The sequence below is a fragment of the Chryseobacterium sp. PTM-20240506 genome, assembly GCF_048296755.1.
In the GTDB taxonomy this organism is placed as follows: domain Bacteria; phylum Bacteroidota; class Bacteroidia; order Flavobacteriales; family Weeksellaceae; genus Chryseobacterium; species Chryseobacterium proteolyticum.
Window position 1 is genome coordinate 4,017,009 of the sequence record NZ_CP182581.1, and the last position, 15,774, is coordinate 4,032,782.

The 15,774-nt window shown below is 35.3% G+C and carries 14 protein-coding genes; 8 read left to right on the forward strand and 6 right to left on the reverse strand.

Features of this window, described 5'->3' with window-relative positions; genetic code table 11:
- Positions 1-43: 43 nt before the first annotated feature.
- The 4 genes from ACNFU2_RS17990 to ACNFU2_RS18005 all read left to right on the forward strand — a co-directional run bounded on the left by ACNFU2_RS17990 (position 44) and on the right by ACNFU2_RS18005 (position 4,721).
- Complete coding sequence (locus ACNFU2_RS17990) at positions 44-661, forward strand: DUF1684 domain-containing protein (protein WP_411251270.1); 618 nt, start codon at positions 44-46, stop codon at positions 659-661.
- 1 nt (position 662) lies between these two features.
- The gene (locus ACNFU2_RS17995) at positions 663-1,136 is read left to right on the forward strand and encodes a GNAT family N-acetyltransferase (protein ID WP_418122548.1); all 474 of its coding nucleotides are present in this window, start codon (positions 663-665) and stop codon (positions 1,134-1,136) included.
- Positions 1,137-1,209: 73 nt separating this feature from the next.
- Positions 1,210-2,019, forward strand: coding sequence for an SDR family oxidoreductase (locus ACNFU2_RS18000; protein WP_345990558.1), 810 nt, complete (start codon positions 1,210-1,212; stop codon positions 2,017-2,019).
- A 47-nt stretch (positions 2,020-2,066) separates the two neighbouring features.
- A complete protein-coding gene (locus ACNFU2_RS18005; protein ID WP_418122551.1) occupies positions 2,067-4,721 on the forward strand; it encodes an MGH1-like glycoside hydrolase domain-containing protein in 2,655 nt (884 codons plus the stop codon).
- 136 nt (positions 4,722-4,857) lie between these two features.
- Here the strand turns inward: ACNFU2_RS18005 and recO are convergent, their stop codons facing one another.
- The 4 genes from recO to ACNFU2_RS18025 are packed head-to-tail and all read right to left on the reverse strand — an operon-like array spanning position 4,858 to position 9,518.
- Positions 4,858-5,544, reverse strand: coding sequence for a DNA repair protein RecO (gene recO / locus ACNFU2_RS18010; protein WP_418122553.1), 687 nt, complete (start codon positions 5,542-5,544; stop codon positions 4,858-4,860).
- On the reverse strand, positions 5,544-7,811 hold the full coding sequence (locus ACNFU2_RS18015; protein WP_418122556.1) for a hypothetical protein: 2,268 nt from the start codon (positions 7,809-7,811) through the stop codon (positions 5,544-5,546). The genes recO and ACNFU2_RS18015 overlap by 1 nt, the downstream gene beginning before the upstream one ends.
- 1 nt (position 7,812) lies before the next feature.
- Positions 7,813-8,763, reverse strand: coding sequence for a bifunctional metallophosphatase/5'-nucleotidase (locus ACNFU2_RS18020; RefSeq protein ID WP_418122558.1), 951 nt, complete (start codon positions 8,761-8,763; stop codon positions 7,813-7,815).
- Positions 8,763-9,518 carry a 5'-nucleotidase C-terminal domain-containing protein gene (locus ACNFU2_RS18025; protein ID WP_172283829.1) on the reverse strand — a complete coding sequence of 252 codons (756 nt, stop codon included), beginning with the start codon at positions 9,516-9,518 and terminating at the stop codon, positions 8,763-8,765. The genes ACNFU2_RS18020 and ACNFU2_RS18025 overlap by 1 nt, the downstream gene beginning before the upstream one ends.
- Positions 9,519-9,625: 107 nt before the next feature.
- On the opposite strand from ACNFU2_RS18025, the gene dapA reads away from it, so the two are divergent.
- The 4 genes from dapA (at position 9,626) to ACNFU2_RS18045 (ending at position 12,423) form a co-directional block, all read left to right on the forward strand.
- Positions 9,626-10,498, forward strand: coding sequence for a 4-hydroxy-tetrahydrodipicolinate synthase (dapA, locus tag ACNFU2_RS18030; protein ID WP_418122560.1), 873 nt, complete (start codon positions 9,626-9,628; stop codon positions 10,496-10,498).
- 106 nt (positions 10,499-10,604) lie between these two features.
- A complete protein-coding gene (locus ACNFU2_RS18035) occupies positions 10,605-11,111 on the forward strand; it encodes a GNAT family N-acetyltransferase (RefSeq protein ID WP_273650764.1) in 507 nt (168 codons plus the stop codon).
- 291 nt (positions 11,112-11,402) lie between these two features.
- Positions 11,403-11,984: a helix-turn-helix domain-containing protein gene (locus tag ACNFU2_RS18040; RefSeq protein WP_172283835.1), complete on the forward strand. Its 582-nt coding sequence runs from the start codon at positions 11,403-11,405 to the stop codon at positions 11,982-11,984.
- The gene (locus tag ACNFU2_RS18045) at positions 11,977-12,423 is read left to right on the forward strand and encodes a response regulator (protein ID WP_418122564.1); all 447 of its coding nucleotides are present in this window, start codon (positions 11,977-11,979) and stop codon (positions 12,421-12,423) included. The genes ACNFU2_RS18040 and ACNFU2_RS18045 overlap by 8 nt, the downstream gene beginning before the upstream one ends.
- A gap of 594 nt (positions 12,424-13,017) precedes the next feature.
- Here the strand turns inward: ACNFU2_RS18045 and recG are convergent.
- Both recG and ACNFU2_RS18055 read right to left on the reverse strand, forming a co-directional pair.
- Positions 13,018-15,135, reverse strand: coding sequence for an ATP-dependent DNA helicase RecG (gene recG / locus ACNFU2_RS18050; protein ID WP_418124917.1), 2,118 nt, complete (start codon positions 15,133-15,135; stop codon positions 13,018-13,020).
- Positions 15,136-15,227: 92 nt separating this feature from the next.
- The gene (locus ACNFU2_RS18055; protein ID WP_306614470.1) at positions 15,228-15,761 is read right to left on the reverse strand and encodes a thioredoxin family protein; all 534 of its coding nucleotides are present in this window, start codon (positions 15,759-15,761) and stop codon (positions 15,228-15,230) included.
- Positions 15,762-15,774: the final 13 nt, after the last annotated feature.

Consider the following 15,774-nt stretch of genomic DNA (forward strand, 5'->3'; position numbering starts at 1 on the left):
AATGGGACTTTTTATTGTAATTTTAACCTTTAATAGATGAATAATGAAAAGATACCTGTTACTATTGCTGCTGTTTCCTTGTTTCGTTTTTTCACAGAAATCAATCCTTAAGGAGAAGGTTGAAATCAAAAAATTCCAGAAGAACCTTAATGCAGAGTATTTAAATCCTAAAGAAACTCCTTTAAGAGGAGATAATTTTAAAAATTTTAAAGCACATCCTTTTTTTCCTGTGGATCTAAAATACAGAGTAGAAGCTAAGCTGGTACGAACAGCTAATGCTGAACCGTTTGAAATTCCTACTTCATCAGGAAAGACTAAACAATATAAAGAATATGGTAAGGCTAGCTTTACGTTGGAAGGGCAGGAGTATACGCTTACTTTATATCAAAGTCTGGATCTTTTAAAACAAGAAAAATATAAAGACTATCTTTTCCTTCCTTTCCGTGACCTCACCAATGGAAAAGAAACTTATGGTGGCGGAAAATATATGGACCTTAAAATTCCGAAAGGAAACACTCTTATTCTGGATTTTAACCAGTCTTATCAACCGTATTGTGCATATAACGCTTATGATTATAACTGTCCGGTTGTTCCCGAAGAAAATAAACTACCTGTGGAGATCCGCGCCGGAGTAATGTATAACGATATTTACCACCATTAATATGATTCATTTAGAATTTTACAAGCACGAAGATTTTTCCGGAGTTAACTATACATTGGATGACGTTCAATCGCAGTATACATCAACTGCCGAATTTGCTATAGAGAGAATCAGAGAAAGAAATGATGGTAAGGGATTTTCTGTGACGATTTTTGAAAATGATAATCCTGCAGGCTATTTTGCCTTGGATTTCGGTGATGATAAACTGGATCTTACCCATAATACGAAATCTGTTTTATTAAGATCATTGTCTATTAATCCCGATTTTCAGGGGAGAGGCATTGGAAAAGCTGCTATGAGCCTTGTAGATGATTTTGTAAAGAATCATTTTAAAGATTGTGATGAAATCGTTCTTGCTGTCAATGAAAACAATATTTCTGCATATGAGCTGTACATAAAAGTAGGCTACATATTCGAGGGAAAAACCAGAATGGGACGGAGTGGTCCGCAACGGCTGATGTATAAAAAACTTTAAGAAAATTTTAAAGTAAAAAAATTCTGCTTGGCGCGATCTTTCCACTAACTTTGAGTAACATCAAATAAAAAATATGGAAATATCCCTTCATAATCAGGTGGCTGTCGTTACGGGAGCATCAAGTGGAATAGGTACAGGAATCGCTAAATCCTTAGCTTCAGCAGGTGCCACGGTCATTGTTAATCATTCTTCAGAAAGATCCGTTGAGGAAGCCAAAGCTGTCTTAAAAGAAATAACGGATGCTGGAGGAAAAGGAATCACCTATCAGTGTGATGTTTCGAAAGAAGATCAGGTGATCGCTATGTTTCAGGAAGTGATTTCCCGATTCGGGACTGTGGATATTCTTGTTAATAACGCCGGGATTCAGAAAGATGCTAAATTCACTGAAATGACCATGGATCAGTGGAATGCTGTAATTGGGGTTAATCTTACCGGACAATTTCTTTGTGCCAGAGAAGCAATTAAGGAGTTTCTTCGCAGGGGAATAGACCTTTCTCGTTCTAAGGCTTGTGGGAAAATCATTCATATCAGTTCTGTCCATGAAATTATTCCATGGGGAGGCCATGCCAATTATGCATCAAGTAAAGGGGCTATCCGTATGCTGATGCAAACCCTGGCACAAGAGTATGGAGCACAAAAAATTAGAGTTAATTCTATTTGTCCTGGGGCTATCCAGACACCAATAAATAAAAATGCCTGGGATACTCCCGAGGCACTCAACAGTCTTCTTAACCTAATTCCATACAATAGAATCGGACAACCGGAAGATATCGGAAACCTGACCGCTTTTCTGGCGAGTGATCTTGCAGATTATATAACAGGAACCAGCATTTTTGTAGATGGAGGAATGACGACTTTTGAAAGCTTTTCCACAGGCGGATAAATAATGATCTGCCTTTAATTTACTATTTCATTCTTAAAACTATATATATGACAGAAAAGCAGAGACTTTCTGATATACAATGGAAAAAATGGGGTCCTTATGTAAGCAATAGGGAATGGGGATTGGTACGTGAAGATTATAGTGCGAATGGAGATGCCTGGAATTATACCAATCATGATATTGCTGAAGCGAAGGCATATCGTTGGGGGGAAGAAGGGATTTGCGGGATTTGTGATGACTGGCAGAAATTGGTGTTTTCCATAGGGCTCTGGAATAAAAAAGATAAGATGATAAAGGAGCGTTTCTTTGGTCTTTCAAACGGCCAGGGAAATCACGGTGAAGATGTTAAAGAATATTTCTATTACCTCGATTCCACACCTACCCATTCCTACATGAAAATGCTTTATAAATATCCTCAGAATGCTTTTCCATATGAAGATCTGCTAAACATCAATGCAGGAAGAAGTAAAAATGAAGATGAATATGAATTGATAGATACCGGTATTTTTGAAAGAAACGAATATTTCGATATCTTCATTGAATATGCTAAAGAAGGGGCAAATGATATTTTAATACAATTAACGGTTACCAATAAATCTGAAAATGAAGCCCCGCTTATCATATTACCAACACTTTGGTTCAGGAATACCTGGAGTTGGGGATATGATGATTATAAGCCTCTGCTAAGCTCAAAAGAATTTTCAAAGATTAAAATTGAGCATAAGGATCTTGAGGTCAGAAATATCTATTCCAAACAATCCCGGAAAACATTGTTTTGTGATAATGAGACCAATAATGAACGGATATATCGTTCGGCTAATAAATCAAGATACTGTAAGGACGGAATTAATGACTTTATCATTAATCAGAATTTATCGGCCATAAATCCGGAGAATAAGGGAACAAAAGCCTCTTTTTATATTGAAGATGATTTTAATGCAGGAGAAACAAAGACCTTTGAGTTTAGGCTCTCCGATAAAGAATTATCAGAACCATTTCAGGATTTTGAGACAATTTTCAATTCAAGAAAAAAAGAATCTGATGATTTTTATAATGACATCCAGAAAGGAATCCGGTCTGATGATGAAAAGCTGATTCAGAGGCAGGCATTTGCAGGCTTGTTGTGGAATAAAATGTATTATCATTATAATGTTGAAAAGTGGCTGAAAGGTGATCCTGCAGAAATGCCTCCACCTAAATCCCGTGGGAGAATAAGAAATTACGATTGGAAACACCTGAATAATGAACATATCATTTCGATGCCTGATAAATGGGAATATCCATGGTATGCAACCTGGGATCTGGCATTTCATGCCATAAGTTTTTCATTGATTGATCCCGATTTTGCTAAATATCAGTTAAAGTTGTTCCTGTTCGAATGGTATATGCATCCTAACGGGCAGTTACCTGCCTATGAGTGGGATTTCGGTGATGTAAACCCACCCGTTCATGCCTGGGCGGTTTTTAAAGTTTTTAAAATCGATGAATATCTGAAGGATAAGCCTGATCTTGAATTTCTGGAAAGTGCTTTCCAGAAGCTATTGATGAACTTTACATGGTGGGTGAATAAAAAGGATAACAACGGGAATAATATTTTTGAAGGCGGATTTTTAGGACTTGATAATATAGGCGTTTTCGACAGAAACAGTACACTCCCGAATGGAGAACAGCTGGAACAGGCGGATGGAACCAGTTGGATGGCGATGTTCGCACTCAATATGATGAGAATTGCCTTAGAACTGGCTCTCTATAACAGGGTTTATGAAGAGATGGCAATGAAATTCTTTGAACATTTCCTTTCTATCGCCCATTCTCTTGATAATATGGGTGATGAAAACTTTGGCCTCTGGGACGAAGAAGATGAGTTCTTTTATGATGCTATTTCTTCCAGTGATGGAAATCATATGTATCTTAAATTAAGGACAATAGTGGGACTCATTCCTATGTTTGCGGTTGAGGTAATTGACGATGAGGTGATTGAAAAACTTCCTAATTTTAAAAAGAGGATGCATTGGGTATTGGAAAACAAACCCGAACTGGCAGCCCTTGTTTCGCACTGGGAAGTGAAGGGACAGGATTCAAAGCATTTGCTTTCCCTGCTGAGAGGACATCGCTTAAAGAGGCTCCTCAACAGGATGCTGGATCCAAACGAGTTTTTAAGTGATTATGGTGTGCGCGCCCTATCCAAAGTATATGAAAAAAATCCTTATACAATTAATCTCAATGGGGTTGATTATTCTGTAAAATATACACCTGCAGAAAGTGATAGTGGGCTTTTTGGTGGAAATAGTAACTGGAGAGGCCCTATCTGGTTTCCTATTAATTTTCTGATTATTGAGAGTCTTCAAAGTTTTTTCTTTTATTATAGTCCTGATTTTATGGTAGAATATCCTACTGGCAGTGGAAATTATTCTAATCTTGAGGAGATTGCAGATGCTCTAAGTAAAAGACTCGCAAAAATATTCCTTAAAGATGAAAATGGAAATCGGCCGGTCAATTCACAGTATCCAAGGTTTCAGACAGATCCTGATTTTAAGGATTACATTCTTTTTTATGAATATTTCCACGGTGATACAGGGCGTGGAGTAGGAGCTTCTCATCAGACAGGATGGACCGGACTGATATCTAAAATTCTTCAACCAAAATTCCCCAAAAAGGAAATAGCGGAATCTCAAACGGAAATGCCGGAAGAAACGAAATAGTTGAGCTGGGAGCAATTGGCTAAAAAGCAAGCGAGCAGAATAATAATGTATTAAATACAATTTCACAATTCAGCTACCTTACAACATACAACGATGACAACCATAAGAAAAATGAACTCATGATTGTGTAATTTACTTACTCAAATATCTGCTGGATCACTTCCAGGGAAGTTGGAATCTTAAAGTCTGTAATATGGTAATGGTAATAAACCAATATACTATCCAGGAGATCCTTTCTTAATGCTGAATGAATTTTTAATTCATAAGGATTCTGTGAAGAAATAATAGATTTCCAAGCGGCTGAGATCTCATGACTGAATAATTGATGAGCCGGTTGAGATGAAAAAGTTCCTGTTTCCGGATCCAGATACTGGTGATTGTCGAGTAGGGGTGCTACACCCTGGATTTTTAAAATTTTAATTAAAAAAATCAAATGGGATTGATAATTCTTTAGAGAGAGTTCATCAATAAACTCGTCAATGGAAAAATAAAGATTGGAATTTTTATGTTCATTTCTCAGGATCTGATTAAGAAAATCTGAAATAAAGAAAACTACAGTATTGATCTTTATATCGGTATACATATCGTTGTTTTTTACCAACTCGAATCTGATAACGGACGGTATTCCGCTACTTTTTCCCACAGGAATGGAAAAACTGAGTTGGTTTAACGGAAGCAATAATGCTTTTTTCTTATTTCTTTTGGAGTAAATCCCCTTCAGGAAAAAAGTCTGAAAGCCTTCCTCTTCTGTAAAGCAATGAAGAACCGCATCATTTTCCCCGTATTTGATAAATGAAAGTAAAAATCCTTTTTGTGAATTCATTAATTAACCACAGCTATTTTGGCGGTCGCTTTATCAGAACCATCTTCATTGGTCATTAAGACAAAATAGATACCTGATGCTACTCTGGTTCCTCGCTGATTATTAAGGTCCCATTCATAATAACCACCTCTTGCTACTGCCGAGTGAATGACGTTTCCTGCAACATCAGTTATTCTTATGTTTGTTTTTTCCGCCAGACCTTTGATTGTAACTTTTCCTTTGAAATTGGAGTATACCACAGGATTCGGGTACACCACTACATTTCCGAAGCCCGAAGTTACATCCGCTACATCTCCCTGATAGGTTACAATTCCGTTGTAAGAAGCAAAATATACCTTTCCTGTTTTTCTGTCTACTTTAATATCAGTGATGCTGTTCGTAGGCAATGGTGAATTTTCCTTTGTAAAATGCTTTATGGTTCTTTGTCCATCTGAAGACAGATAATATACTCCTCCACCATCTACTGAAATCCATTTATAATCTCCTGCATCTACTTCTATTTGTAGAATTTGAGAATCACGGAAAAGCTCCTCACCTAGATTATTCTGCTCAATGATAATAGGGTTTACAGTAGGATTGGGTTCTTTAATGGCTGTTACCGCATTGGATAAAATACGTAGTCCTGTGTCAGAACCTATCCACGCATCTCCGGCTTTATCAATGGCGACAGAAACCGTTCCTCCTGAATTGGTTGGAAATCCGCTGGCTTGAGTCAGGATATAAGCGGTGTCATCAGATACGTTTGTTGGAGTCTTTTTATAATCATATACTAAAAAGTTGTTCGTCCTTGGGATCGGTACCCATAAAAGATTTTCATAATATAGAGCTTTCTGCACACCGTGGCTCAGACCTGCTATTTCCTTTACGATAAAATTGTCAGCAGTTTTGTCATATGGAACCACAGACATAGAGCCATTGTCCATGAAACCTACAGTAGCAAATAAGTTATTTTGATCATCATAAGTTAAGCCTACAGGTCTATAGGCAAAGTTATTAGGTGGCGATAAGCTGTAATATTTTGTAAAATCAAAATCTTTATTTGTGCTGTTGTATTTCATTTTGTAAATACCCTGTCCTCCATATACATAGTTGGTGAAATAGACTTCATCCAAATTGCTCGGATCGGCTACAGCATCTAAAATATTAAATGACTGTGTTTGTCCTATAAAATAAGATGAATATATCCACTGCATTCCGTTAAAGTAGTAAAAACCCGGATTTTTAGCATTAATAAGTGGAGTGTTGAATCTTGCTTCTCTACCTCCGGTTGAAACTAAAATTCGATTTTCACCATATAAATTAAGTTTATAAGCATAGTTGAAATAGGGACCATCCGGTTTAAATGCATTATTGGTTTCATCTTTAATTCCCGAAAGAATAGTTCCTCCATATATCTTCGAACCTGTCCTTATAGCGGTATTACATTCTTCTCCTACACTCGCAGTCCCAACATAGTTTCCGTTGGTATTGAAAGTGTAAATCCTACTCTGATCGGTAACAATAATGCCATTTGAACTCACTACGATATCCTGTACTTTTCCAAAAGTCTGTGAAAGTGGAGTAGAGACACCATTATTAAAGATGTATGCTGTAGTTGCAGAAGAAAAGCTAATAACAGGATCAGAATCGATTTGGGTAAATGTTCCCGGGACATCAGTTGTCCAGGTAGAAAATACCGGAAAAGTCGTATTCATTTCATGGCTCTTTAAACCAGTATTTGTTACAGAATATACCTTATTATCTACGATAGTTGCTTCATTACTCGCTTCGTATACACCTCCTGCAAGAAAAAAAGCAGAATCGTTAAACTCTTTTTTTCTAAGATCAAAAATAGAGACTCCATAGCCAACTGAAAGAACAGCCTTATCTCCTGTAATTGATATATGATTGATTTTTTTGCTTCCGTTGTATCCTGTAGCAATGGGGATATCTACAACATAAGTAACACCGTCCGGAGTAACAATATCCAAGGAGCCGTTTTGATAACCAATAAGCCCGATCTTGGTTTGAGCATTGTAATCAAAAGCGGAAATACCTACTTCATGAAGGCCGTTTGCTTTGGATAACTTCGTAATTTCACCTGTCGAGATGGTATAATAGAATAGCCCGTTTTCTGCAGCTGCAATTATTTTCCCATTATCTTCTTTCATGGAGATAACATTGTTGTAGGAGAATATATCCGCCCATTTTTTTGAAGAGATAACCTGAGCATTAGCCATTTGAAAGCATGCTAAAATACCAAGGGAAATTATGGAGAGTTTTTTCATATTATGCTATTATACTGCTATCTATTACCTGATTATTCCAGGAGATATGTTGTACGTTTTTGTTATTGTCAAAGTGGAAATCTATTCTGCCTAAAAGAAGTCCTGCCCATCCCACCTGATTTACCAGGACATTTTTTCCTTGACGGTTTTTAAAGGTTTGGGGTTCCGGTAAAAATGTATGGGTATGTCCTCCTAAAATCAGATCGATATTTTCTGTACTTGCAGCCAGTATCTTATCACTTACCTTATCGGGCTCTCCTTTGTAATCGTAGCCAATATGTGATAAGCAAATTACAAGATCACATTTTTGTTCATTTTTCAAAAAGTTTGAATAATGTTGTGCAACTTCAATCGGATTCGAATATACGGTTTCCTGATATTGTTTTTTACCCACTAGCCCCTCCAATTGAATGCCTACTCCGAAAATCCCTACTTTGATTCCGTTTTTATTGAAGATTTTATAGGGAGATGTTTTACCATCTAAAACTGTATTTTTAAAATCATAATTCGAGCAGATGAATGGAAACTGTGCATTAGGCAAAACATTCAGAAACCCCTGTAATCCATTATCAAAATCATGATTCCCCATGGTAGAAGCATCATATTTCATCATGGACATTAATTTGAATTCAAGTTCGCCGCCAAAGAAATTAAAGTACGGCGTTCCCTGGAATATATCTCCCGAGTCAAGAAGCAATACATTGTTTTCTTTACTTCTGATTTGCTGTATTAAACTTGCTCTTCTTGCAAAACCTCCCTGATTAGGATTTTTTGTATAACTTTCATCAAAAGGTTCTATTCTGCTGTGCTGATCATTGGTATGAAGAATAGTAAGTTTATTTGTTGAAGATAAGGTACTCAGTCCGAAATCTTCAGCCATCATCATATTGGGAGCTAAAGCCATTGCCATAGTCCCGCCACCAATTGTTTTTATAAATCTTTTTCTATCCATTATTTCTTACCGATAAAATTTAAACGAACATCAGTATTGGGAACAATCTGGGGGTTTTTCTTAAAACAATCAATAAATAGATCTCTCATTTTAATTCCCGTAGAAATTGATTCCCCTTTTGCAAAGAAATTCATGTTATCACCTCCTAATGCTAAATAATCAGAAGTTGCAATATAATAATCCTGACTTGAATTAATGGTTTTTCCGTCAATTAAAGTTTTGGATGGTTTGCCGTTTTGAGTTTCTATATACAAGTGAGAAACCGGATTATTGACCTCATTTTTTGCATAGTATTCAAATAAACCCTGCAAGTCGGATCCCTTCATTTTAACAATGACCACTTCATTTTCGAATGGCATCACTTCGTATACATTTTTGAGTAAAATATCACCCTTGCCAATGGAAGTGCGAATACCTCCTATATTGATGAGAGCAGCGTCAACATTCTTTTGCAGGTGTGACTTTGCCCATTCATTGGCTCCTTCAAAAGTATAATCAGCTAAAAGATTTCCCAGATTGCTGTTATCACCTTGTTTGGTAAGATCTGTGTTCGTATGGGAAATTTTTTGATTCATTTCCCGATCCAGTTTTTGTTTATAAGGTTCAATAACTTTTACAAAAGCCTCATCATTCTTCAGATCTTTATTAATGGAAATATTCTTTTGTGTTTCCACATTTGCTACCTGTAAAGGAATTGTTTTACAAGAAGTAAGCGAAACCAAGGCAATTCCCAGCAATAAGAATTTATTTTTCATTATTTCTTTTAGTATATGCAAATATAATTATATGTAGAATAAAACATTATTATTTATTATAAATTCTTAGTCGAAATTATTAAATTTGACAAAAATAATTCTAACAGATGAGCATTTTAAAAGGAGTAGGTGTGGCTTTGGTAACACCCTTTAATGAAGATTTATCCGTTGATTTTGATAGTTTAACAAAACTTGTTGAATATAACATTGAAAACGGAACCAGTTATTTAGTTGTTTTAGGAACTACAGCGGAAGCTGCAACACTTTCTGCAGAGGAGAAGAAACAGGTTACAGATCATATCATTAAGGTAAATAGTAAACGCCTTCCTTTGGTTCTGGGAATTGGAGGGAACAATACTCTTGAAGTAAAAAAACAAATTGAAGAAACGGATCTTTCATCGTTTGAAGCAGTTTTATCAGTTTCTCCTTATTATAATAAACCTAATCAGGAGGGGCTTTATCAGCATTATAAAGCTCTGGCTTCTACAGGAAAAAAGATCATTATCTATAACGTGCCTTCCCGAACAGGACAAAATATAGAGGCAGATACTTCGATTCGATTGGCTAAAGAATTTCCTAATTTATTCTTAATTAAGGAAGCCGCTCCAAACATTCTTCAATATTTCGATATTTTAAGAAAGAAGCCTGAAGGTTTTGCATTAGTATCGGGAGATGATGAATATGCATTGCCTGTAACTTTGGCAGGTGGTGAAGGAGTTATTTCCGTTATAGGACAAGCATATCCAAAAGAGTTTTCTACTATGATTCAGTTAGCTTTGGATGGAAAAGTAAAAGAAGCTTATGAAATTCATAACAAACTTGTTGAAATCACAAGAATGATTTTTGCCGAAGGAAATCCATGTGGAATTAAAGTGATTTTGACAGAAAAAGGAATTATTAAAAATTATTTAAGACTTCCTCTCGTAGCAGCATCAGAAGGACTTTACGCGAAAATAAAAGCTGAAATGGCGAATATTTAAGATACGTAAGACGTTAAAAATAAATATGCGGTTACGTTATCTGTCAATAAATTAAATAACATAAAGTGAAAGGTTCGTGCCTTTCACTTTTTTTAATGATAAAATTATGGAATTAGTAAAAGCAACAGAAAATGACATTCCTTTAATTCAGGATTTAGCCAGAAGATCATGGGAAAATGCCTATGCAGAAATACTTTCGGCTGAACAGATGGAGTATATGTTGGGTACAATGTATTCTACAGAAGAGATTGCAGGGCATTTGCAGCACCCTCATTATCATTATTATCTTATTAAAGATGGAGAAAGTAACTCTTTTGAAGGATTTATAGGCTACGAAAATGCCTACGAAGATCAAACAACAAAACTCCACAGGATTTATTTGGTTCCCGAGAGTAAAGGAAAAGGATTTGGGAAAAAAGCACTCGCTTTTTTGGCAGACAAAACACTTGAAGCTGGAGATGGCAGAATAATCTTAAATGTAAATAAATTTAATGCCGCAAGACAATTTTACGAATCTCAAGGATACCGGATCTACGATGAAGGAGTATTTGATATTGGGAATGGTTTCGTGATGGACGATTATCTCATGGAATTTATAATTCACGAACAATAGACTTATAATTGTGTAACAATATCTGATAATTCTATAACGGGTGACTTGGTTATAATTGTGATATTTGCAAAGAACCAAATCACTTCAAAAATAATACGTTCATATACTTGGTTTTAAGCTGTATTGGCTTTTATCAGTATATTTTTTTCATCCTTAGTGTTTAAATTCCTGTATTCTTTAATGCAGGAGTTTTTTGCGTTTATGAAAATTATTTTAACTTTATTAACCTATTTCACATTTATATGAAATAAAAGTTTATATTTACAAAATAATTAACACACTTGTACTAGGATGAAAATGTATGTGAAATTTGATTTCAATGCTCTTTGTAAAAAAGTGTTGGATGAAAAGCTTAAAGAACAGGGTTTGAAATACCGTTTGCTGAATTTTGGGGAAGTTGAATTTTATGAAGCATTTACTCAGGAACAGCACAATAATTTCAAAAAGAATCTTGAAGATTATGGCATCGAAATTATCGAGAGCCAGAAGATTGCATTAGTCCAGAAAATAAAAGATGCAATCGTAGAATTGGTTTTCTCAAAAGATATTGTTGCTGTTAAAGCGTCTATTTACATTGCTGAAAAATTGAATCATAGCTACGGATATCTTTCCAATCTTTTTTCAGAAGTCGCGTACACATCTATAGAAAACTTTATTATTCTACAGAAGATAGAATATGCCAAGGAGCTGATTATTACAAATAAACTTAACCTTACGGAGATTGCACATAAGCTGAACTACTCCAGTGTTGCTCATCTCAGTACACAATTTAAAAATACAACGGGTATCACTCCTTCCCAGTTTCAGAAAATTATTATCAAAAGGAGAAAAGAGCAGACTGTGGCTGTTACTAATAAAATGCTTTATGAATAAAGAATATTTAAATACCATACTTGTTGATAATGACGAAGGCAATATTATTCTATTTAAAAGTATATTTAAAGATCTTAAAATAACAGTAAAGGTGCAGTCGTTTTCCAATGGTGAGGATTTGATGAAATATTTAAATAATGCGGAGGCTCTTATTCCGGAAGTGCTGCTGATGAACTACACCATTCCAAAAAAAGGGATGCTGGAATGTCTGGAAGAGATTAAAAAAGATGTGAGGTTGAACAGTATGGTCACAGGGGTATATTGTGATACGTTGTCAGAAGAAGAAGTCGAAAGGATTTTTGTAAAAGGTGCAAATATTTATATAAAAAAACCAGATAATTATAAAGACCTGAAAAGGGTAATTTCCGAGGTAGTGACTCTAAATTGGCAATACCACACATCAGGACTCAATAAGGATAATCTTATCCTGAAAGTATGATAAACATTGATGTTTCTGGATTTTAATTCAGAAATAAAATAAGACATATTATACAATACTCACCAATAGGTGAAAATTTTATAACTATTAAATATAATAATATAAATAGTTATTAATAACAATTGATGAAATTTGTACAAGAAACGTGCTAACACAAATTAATCATAAAAGTAATTAATATAAATAATTATTTTTCAAATCTTGAAAGTAAAAAATGTTAATCACGATGTTAGTAAAACAAAATGGATTATTCAGTTCCAATGTTAAGCGTAGAAGATCTTTAAACAAAACGGTACAATCATGAAAACTCAAGCGTCGGGGGATATTATAGTCGTTTCTTTTAAAATCCTTTCGACAAACACAGTTAGTTTTTATAATAAGTAAGTTGGAAACATAATTCATTTTGTTTTTTCAAAATTTATTTAGTAGTGGCTTAAAATAAAAATGCAAATGCTATAAATATTTTCACTCCACATCAAATTACAGAATAATAAGCATTCTACTAAATAAATTTTTTACCACGAGAATAATTTCTTCTAAATAACAGTTTTATAAGGGGGCCGCGGAAAGATCTTTTTCTTTTTGCGGTTTTTTTTATGATATTTTGCTCCATTTATTTTTCCCTTTATAGTATTTCAGATAGTAGTTTTTAATAATCTGATGTTCCGCAAGACCAAGCAGGGGATCTTTTTCAAGAATCTTTTCAACTGTTTTCTTTGTTGCTTTTATAATCCCGGAATCTTTTACCAGGTCAAGTCTTTTAAAATCTACAACACCACTTTGCTGAGTACCTAAAATATCACCGGGTCCGCGTAATTGCATATCTACTTCTGAGATTTTAAATCCATCATTGGTTTCTGTCATTGTCTTGATGCGGGTTCTGCTTTCAGTTGATAGTTTATCTGAAGTCATGAGAATGCAATAGCTTTGTTCCGCTCCGCGGCCCACACGTCCTCTTAACTGATGGAGCTGTGACAAACCAAACCTCTCAGCGCTCTCTATAACCATTACTGAGGCATTGGGAACGTTTACACCCACTTCAATTACTGTCGTTGCAACCATAATTTCTGCTTTCCCGGATGCAAAATAATTCATGGCTGCGTCTTTTTCATCCGGCTTCATCCTTCCATGAAGCATACTCACATTATAATCAGGAAAAGAGTTCATAACATGATCCAAACCTTCCATTAAATTTTTATAATCTAAGGTTTCAGACTCTTCTATCAGCGGATATACAAAATAGACCTGCCTGCCTTTTTTTATTTCATCTCTACAGAAATTATAAACATAGGTTCTGTCTTTTTCTCTTCTATGAGCTGTTATAATCGGTTTTCTACCTACGGGCATTTCATCTATCACAGAAACATCCAAGTCCGAGTAAAAGCTCATAGCCAGAGTTCTCGGAATAGGAGTGGCTGTCATAACAAGAATGTGTGGCGGAATTTTGTTTTTTGCCCAAAGTTTTGCCCGTTGTGCAACACCAAACCGATGTTGCTCATCTATAATGGCAAGCCCGAGATTTTTAAACTTAACCTTATCCTCAAGTACGGCATGAGTGCCTACTAAAATAGACAGCTCTCCGTTTTCAAGCTCCTGATGAATGATTTTCCTTTCAGAAGCCTTTGTGGAACCGGTTAAAAGCCGGACATTAATATCTGTTTTTTCCAGCAATTCTTTTATTCCGTTATAATGCTGTTGGGCAAGGATTTCAGTAGGTGCCATCATACAACTTTGAAAGCCGTTATCCATTGCAATAAGCATAGTAAGCAAAGCAACCATCGTTTTTCCTGAGCCTACATCTCCCTGAAGAAGCCTGTTCATCTGTATCGGTTTCTTCATATCTAAGCGTATTTCTTTTAAAACACGTTTTTGGGCATTGGTAAGCTCAAAAGGAAGATGGTTTTCATAAAAACCGGTAAAGTAGTCTCCCACAATAGGAAATGGATTGCCGAACGCCTGGCTTTTATGATGAATTTTCTTTAAAACATAGCCTAGCTGAAAGAAAAATGATTCTTCAAATTTCAACCGCTGATCGGCCTTTTCAAAATATTCCATACTCTGTGGAAAATGGATATTTAAAAAAGTATGTTGCCTTGATAAGAATTTAAAGGATTTTATCAGGTAATCCGGTAGGTTTTCCTCAATAAGATTGGGGATCTCTTTGCAGATATTTCTGAGAATTGTTTGAAAATATTTTTGGTTTAAACCACGTTTTGTCAGCTTTTCAGAGCTTGGATAAATTGGTCTCAGGCGATTATCATTTTCTCTTTTTTCTTCAATTTCAATTTCCGGATGTGGCATTGAAAACTGACTGTTAAAAAGATTGATCTTTCCGAAAATATAAACTTCCCTGTTGATGGGAAGCTGCTCTTTCAGCCATTTTGAATATTGGAACCATACAAGATCCATTGTTCCGGTTTCATCATTGAATTTGGCGGAGAGCCTTTTGGTTTTTCCGGTTTGAATTTCCTGAACATGGGTAATTTTTCCTTTTAGCTGAATCTCCAGATTGTTTTCCTGAAGATGAGAAATTTTATACACTTTATTTTTATCCAGATACCGGATAGGATAGAAGTTAAGCAAATCTTCCACAGTAGAAATTCCCAACACACTTTTAATGAGTTTAGCTTTTTCAGGACCGATTCCTTTAACGTATTCTATAGAGGTTTCTAGATTCAATTTTAGCTTGGATACAGGTTTCTGATCCGCGATAGTAAATGAAAAAATAAAAGTCCGAATTTCGGTAAAATAAAAAAAACTTCCAAAAAATTGGAAGCCTTAATTATTAATTTGGAAATCCCAAACTAGTTTTTTATTTTGGATTTAAACTTTTTCTGGTAATCTTCCCACTGTTCCCGAGTTTTGATTTTTTTATACATATCCTTTGAAATAAATTCCAGGTAAGGCTCAAGCTCTATAGCTGAAAGTTCACCCTGAAGAATAGTGATGGGTCCTCCTTTCTCATCCAGAAAAACAGTGCTGGGAACTGCCGCAACGTTCATATATTGTGTGAATTCATGGAGTGAATTTTTTCCTTTTTTGTGTTCAACGGTGTGATTGGAAAATGTTCTCCCGAAAATTTCAATATCTTTTTTCTCTTCTGCATTGAACTTCACCGGATAATAGTTTTCATTCAGGATCTGCTCAATTACTGGATGACCAAATGTCTTTTTGTCCATAATTTTGCATGGACCACACCAGTCGGCATAAAAATCAATAAGAATTTTTTTAGGATTTTGTTTCTGAGCCTTCAGGGCTTCTTCAATAGTCATCCATTTAACTTGTGCGAAGCTCAGGGTAAACAAAAACAAACTTATTATGCTTAGAATTTTTTTCATATAATTTTAAATT